Raw genomic sequence first — 6,106 nt, forward strand, 5'->3', positions numbered from 1 at the left:
TCTCCCCGTAATCGGAGGTGAATGGTGAGGACGCACCGTGTAGCCTGCCCGGTGCGACGACTACGGGGGTAGAAGTGCGAACACGGGAAGCCTAGAGATCGCACGATCCGGCCGGGAAGGTGCAGAATCACTGTCGGTGGCCGAAATCAGGGAACGAGATGATACGGAGGACCTCGCGGAGGGGGATCCAGCCGTGACCGAGTCACGCGCTGACAACGACGTCTACGTCGTGGAGCCGCTGCTGCCGCAGCGCCTTCGCCGCCCTTCCGACCTGCTGCGCTTCTTCTCCACGCTCATGGTCCTCGCGGCGGTCATTCTGCTGGCCCTGGTGGCCAAGCAGACGCTCATCGGGCTGGAGCAGGACGTCAAGGAAGGCACGGAGCTCGTGCCCCTGCTCAGCAGGGTCGCCGTCTTCCTCGGCGGCGCGGCCGTCCTCATCGTGCCCGCGGCCTTCGCGGTCGAGCGGGTCTTCCACCGCGACGGCCTGCGCGTCGCCGAAGGGCTCATCGCCGCCATCGTCGGCATGGCCGGGTCGTTCCTGCTCGGGCAGTGGCTGGTCGCGGGCAGCGCCGACGACCTGCGCGTGCTGCTGACCGGCGACAGGACGATCGAGCCGCTCAACACCCTGCTCACCTCGGTGGTCGCCTACGCCACCGCCGTCCGCATCTCGCGCCGCCCCACCTGGCGGATGCTGATGTGGACCACCATCGCGCTCTACATCCTGGCGTTCTTCTCCGGCCGGCAGATCACCATCCCCAGCGCCATCGTCACGGTGCTGGTCGGCATGGCCATCGGCTACGCCACCCTCTACAGCTTCGGCAGCCCCAACACCAGGCCGCCGGGCAGCGCCGTCGTCGCCGCGCTGCGCAAGTTGTCGTTCTCACCGGTCTCGGCCCGCCGCATCGCGGACGACCACCAGGGCAGCCGCCGCTACGCCATCGGCCTCAAGGACGGCACCAGCCTCGACGTCACCGTGCTCGACCGCGACCGGCAGGTGGCCGGCCTCCCGTACCGGCTGTGGCGGCGCTTCCGGCTCCACTCCGAGACCAGGCGCCGGGCGATCAGGTCGCTGCGGGCCGAGCTCGAACGCGAGGCGCTCATGGCGTACGCGGCGCAGGCCGCCGGCGCGAGCACCCCCCGGCTCCTCGGCACCAGCGAGATCGGCACCGAGGCCGCGCTGCTCGCCTACGAGCACATCGAGACGCGGCCACTCGACGAGGTGCCCGACGCCGAGATCGACGACGACCTGCTCGCCCAGATCTGGGAGCAGGTCGAGCTGCTGCAGATCCAGCGCCTGGCGCACCGGCGGCTCACCGGCGACAGCATCCACGTCGACCGGGCCGGCCGGATCGTGCTGACCGACGCGCGCAGCGGCGAGATCGCCGCCGGCGACCTGCTGCTCCGGCTCGACGTCGCCCAGCTCCTCACCTACCTGTCGCTGCGCGTCGGCCCCGAGCGCTCGGTCCGGGCCGCGGCGGCCGTGCTCGGCCCCGACACGCTGGCCGCCGCGATGCCGCTGCTCCAGCGCATCGCGCTCACCAGGGAGACCCGCTCGGCCCTGTCCAGGGCCAAGGGCCTGCTCCCCGGCATCCGCGACCAGATCGTCGCGCTGAAGCCGCAGGGCAAGGTCGAGGAGGTGCGCCTAGAACGCTTCAAGCCGCGCACGCTCATCACGATCATCGCCAGCACGATCGCCGCCTACATCGTGCTCTCCCAGCTCAGCCAGGTGGACGTCTACAAGGTCATCACCACGGCCAACTGGGCCTGGTCGGGGGTGGCGCTGGTCGCCTCGTTCGTCAGCTTCGTGGCCGCGGCCCTGATGCTCAGGGGATTCGTGCCCGAGCACCTGCCGCTCTGGCGCACCGTGCTCGTGCAGTTCGCCGCCTCGTTCGTCAAGCTCGTCGCGCCCGCGGCCGTGGGCGGCGTCGCCATCAACACGCGATACCTGCAGAAACGCGGCATCACGCCGGGCAGCGCGGTGGCCAGCGTGGGCGCCTCGCAGCTCATCATGCTGGTCTTCCACATCGGGCTGCTGCTGCTGTTCGCCTACATCACCGGCTCCAACACCGCCACCTCCTTCACCCCCTCGCGCGGCCTCGTCCTGGCGCTGCTCGCGGTCGCGGTGCTGGTCGTGATCGTGCTCGGCGTGCCGCCACTGCGGCGGCTGATCACCACGAGGATGCGCAAGCTGTTCTCGAACGTGCTGCCCCGGCTGCTCGACGTGCTGCAGTCGCCGCGCAAGATGATCGAGGCGTGCGTGGGCACGCTCATGATCACCATCGCGTTCGTGGTCTGCCTGGACGCCTGCGTGGCCGCGTTCGGCGGCTCACTCAGCTTCACCGCCGTGGCGGTCGTCTTCCTCACGGCCAACGCGATCGGCTCGGCCGCGCCCACACCGGGCGGTCTGGGCGCGGTCGAACTCGCGCTCGCGGGCGGCCTCACCGTGGCGGGCCTGCCCGCCGAGCTGGCCACGTCGGCCGTGCTGCTGCACCGGCTGCTCACGTTCTGGCTGCCGGTGCTGCCCGGCTGGGCGTCGTTCACCTACCTCCAGCGGAACGGCTCTCTGTGATCTTGTCGATCGCCTGAAGCTCGTCCTCGGTGAAGGCGGGGCCGTCCACGCACGCCACGTTGTCCTCCAGCTGCTTCACGCTGCTCGCGCCGATGAGCACGCTCGTCACCCGCGGGTCCCTGAGCGTCCACGACAGCGCCATCTGAGCCAGCGTCTGGCCCCGGCCCCTGGCGATCTCGTTGAGGTCGCGGGCGAGCTCACGGTCGATCTGGGCGGCGTTCAGGAACCGGCTGGTGGCCGCCCGCGAGTCGGCGGGCACGCCGTCGAGGTAGCGGTCGGTCAGCAGGCCCTGGGCCAGCGGCGAGAACACGATGCAGCCCATCCCCGCCTCCTCCAGCGTGTCGAGCAGCCCGCCCTCGATCCACCGGTTGATCATCGAGTACGACGGCTGGTGGATGAGCAGCGGCGTGCCCAGCTCGCGCATGATCCGCGCGGCCTGGGCGGTCTGCTCGGCCGAGTAGTTGGAGATGCCCGCGTACAGCGCCTTGCCCGAGCGCACCGCCCGGTCGAGCGCCCCCATGGTCTCCTCCAGCGGCGTCTCCGGGTCGGGACGGTGGCTGTAGAAGACGTCGACGTAGTCGAGCCCCATGCGCTGCAGCGACTGGTCGAGGCTGGCCAGGACGTACTTGCGCGAGCCCCACTCGCCGTACGGGCCGGGCCACATGTCGTAGCCGGCCTTGGTGGAGATGACCAGCTCGTCCCGGAAGGGCGCGAAGTCCTCACGGTGGATGCGGCCATAGTTCCGCTCGGCGGAGCCGTACGGGACGCCGTAGTTGTTGGCCAGGTCGAAGTGCGTGACCCCGAGGTCGAACGCCCGCCGCAGGATCGCCCGCGAGTTCTCGATCGGCCGGTTGTCGCCGAAGTTGTGCCACAACCCCAGCGAGACCGCGGGCAGCCTCAGCCCGCTGCGCCCGCTGCGGTTGTACGGCTGGCGCTCGTAGCGCTGCTCGTCGGGCCGATAGGTCATGACGTGCCCCTCTCGATGATCCAGGACAGCGCGAACGCCTCCTCGCGCCAGGCGTCGTAGCGCCCGCTCCGGCCGCCGTGCCCCGCGCCCATCTCGGTCTTGAGCAGGAACGGCCCGCCGCTCGCCGTCGCCCGCAGCCGGGCGATCCACTTCGCCGGCTCGTGGTAGAGCACCCGCGTGTCGTTCAGGCTCGTGATCGCCAGGATCGGCGGGTACGGCCGGCCGTCCACGTTCTCGTACGGCGTGTAGCTCTTCATATAGGCGTAGACGTCCGCGTTGTGCAGCGGGTCGCCCCACTCGTCCCACTCGATCACGGTCAGCGGCAACGACGGATCGAGGATGGTGTTCAGCGCGTCCACGAACGGCACCTCGGCCACCACGCCCGCGAACTCCTCCGGAGCCAGGTTCGCCGCCGCGCCCATCAGCAGCCCGCCCGCCGAGCCGCCCCTGGCGATGACCCGATCGCTCCAGCCGGACGCCTTCAGATGCCTGGCCACGTCCACGAAGTCGGTGAACGTGTTGCGCTTCCTGGTGAGCTTGCCCTCCTCGTACCAGCGGCGGCCCATCTCGCCGCCGCCCCTGATGTGCGCGATGGCGAAGACGAAGCCGCGGTCGAGCAGCGACAACCTCGGGACCGAGAAGCCGGGGTCTATGGAGGTCTCGTAGCTGCCGTACCCGTACAGCACGGTCGGTGCGGGTTTGCCGGAGCTCTTGCGCTTCACGATCGACACCGGGATCTTGGTGCCGTCCTCGGCCGTGGCCCACTCGCGGAACTGCTCGTAGTCGGCCGGATCGTAGCCGCCGAGCACCGGGCGCCGCTTGAGCAGGATCAGCTCGTGACTGTCCAGCTCGTAGTCGTAGACGCTGGCCGGCGTGACCATGCTGGTGTAAGCCAGCCGGAGCCTCGTGGTCGTGAACTCCGGGTTCCCCGCCGGGCCCACGTCGTAGAGGGGCTCGGGGAAGTCGATCTCGTACGCGTTCCGCTCGGCGGCCTCGGCCCGCTCGCGCCAGCCCTCGACGGTGTCCGTGTAGGGCAGGACGCGCAGGCCGGTGAGGCCGTCGCGGCGGAAGTGCGCCACGGCGTGGTCGGAGAACGCGTCGATCTCCAGGAGCCGGGTGTCCGCCCGGTGCCGGATCAGCGGGGTCCAGGCGCCGGGGTCGTCGAGCGGGGCGGTGGCCAGCTCGAAGTTCTCGGCGTTCTCGTTGTGGAGCACGTAGAAGAAGCCGCCCGCGTGCTCGACGCCGTACTCCACGCCCGTCGTCCTGGGACGGACCACCTGGAACTCGCCCGTGGGATCGGCGGCGTCGAGGACGCGCACCTCGCTGGTGATCTTGCTTCCGGCGCCGAGCACCAGGTACTTCTCGCTGCGGGTCAGCCCGATGCCCACCCAGTAACGCTCGTCCAGCTCCTCGTAGACCAGCACGTCCTCCGAGGTGCCCAGCGTGTGCCGGTAGACCTGGAAGGGACGCCAGGCGTCGTCCACGCGCGTGTAGTAGAACACCGAGCCGTCGGCCGACCAGGCGCCGCCGTAGAAGATGTCGGTGATCTCGTCGGGCAGCAGTTCGCCCGTCTCCAGATTCTTGAACCGCAGGGTGAAGCGCTCGTCGCCCTTGTAGTCGGTGGCGAAGGCCAGCATCGTGCCGTCGGGGCTGACGGCGCTGGTGCCGATCGAGAAGAACGGGCTGTCGCCGGCGAGCTCGTTGCCGTCGAGGATCACCTGCTCACGGTCGAGCCGGCTGCCCGGGGTCACCTCCGGGGGCGCGTCGCCGGAGGCGGGGACGCGGCAGGAGACGCCGTACTGCTTGCCTTCCTCGGTACGCGAGAAGTACCAGTAGCGGCCCTTGCGGCTGGGGACCGACAGGTCGGTCTCCTGAGTGCGGCTCTTGATCTCCTGGAACACCTGCTCCTGAAGATCGGAGAGGTGAGCGGTCTCCTGTTTGAGAAAGTCGTTCTCGGCCTCCAGATAGGAGATGGTGTCTGGATCTTCCTTGTTGGTCAGCCAGGCGTACTCGTCGTTGAACGTGTCGCCGTGATGGGTACGCTCAGCCGGAACCTTCTTCGCCACTGGCGGCGTGTTGCTGCTCACGTGGGGAGTCTATGTTCGGCCGTGATCGTTCTGTGGCCGGCGAAGATGGCGAAGCCGTCTCGAGCGGTCAGGACCGCTGCTAATCTTTAGAAGCCGACGCGGTGCGGCGCAACCCTCCTCCTTCACTCAGGTGATATTGGTGTGTTGTGTCTGTGGTGCCCGGCAATCCCTTGAGACTCGCTGGTTTGAAGATCCGTTCGCAGAACGGTCGGCGGCCTGGTAAGTTAGAGGGGTTGTCCTTGAAAGGGGGCGGGCTTAATTCCAGCAGGTCGAGCAAGTCGGGTCAATTTGACAGGGACTTGAACGGCTGAAAGAATTAAGACACAACGAAGCGAACAAAACAAAACAAAACGAACGCCTCCGAGCGAGGGCCTGAAGGTCTTGGTGAGGATGTACGCGTCCGTTTCTTGAGAACTCAACAGTGTGTTAAAAGCCAGTGCATGATGCACAAACCCCGTCATTTATGACGGATTCCTTTGGTTG

At 68.4% G+C, this 6,106-nt stretch carries 3 protein-coding genes; 1 reads left to right on the forward strand and 2 read right to left on the reverse strand.

Annotated elements, in window-relative coordinates; translation table 11 throughout:
* Positions 1–193 precede the first annotated feature (193 nt).
* Positions 194–2,569 carry a lysylphosphatidylglycerol synthase transmembrane domain-containing protein gene (locus ACWD0F_RS06720; RefSeq protein ID WP_449872929.1) on the forward strand — a complete coding sequence of 792 codons (2,376 nt, stop codon included), beginning with the start codon at positions 194–196 and terminating at the stop codon, positions 2,567–2,569.
* Here the strand turns inward: ACWD0F_RS06720 and mgrA are convergent.
* On the reverse strand, positions 2,538–3,536 hold the full coding sequence (gene mgrA / locus ACWD0F_RS06725; RefSeq protein ID WP_449872930.1) for an L-glyceraldehyde 3-phosphate reductase: 999 nt from the start codon (positions 3,534–3,536) through the stop codon (positions 2,538–2,540). The two genes, ACWD0F_RS06720 and mgrA, sit on opposite strands and share 32 nt — an antisense overlap.
* Positions 3,533–5,623 (reverse strand): S9 family peptidase, encoded by a 2,091-nt coding sequence (locus tag ACWD0F_RS06730; RefSeq protein WP_449872931.1) that lies wholly within the window; start codon positions 5,621–5,623, stop codon positions 3,533–3,535. The genes mgrA and ACWD0F_RS06730 overlap by 4 nt, the downstream gene beginning before the upstream one ends.
* Positions 5,624–6,106 lie beyond the last annotated feature (483 nt).

The sequence above is a fragment of the Nonomuraea sp. NPDC002799 genome (assembly GCF_053592075.1).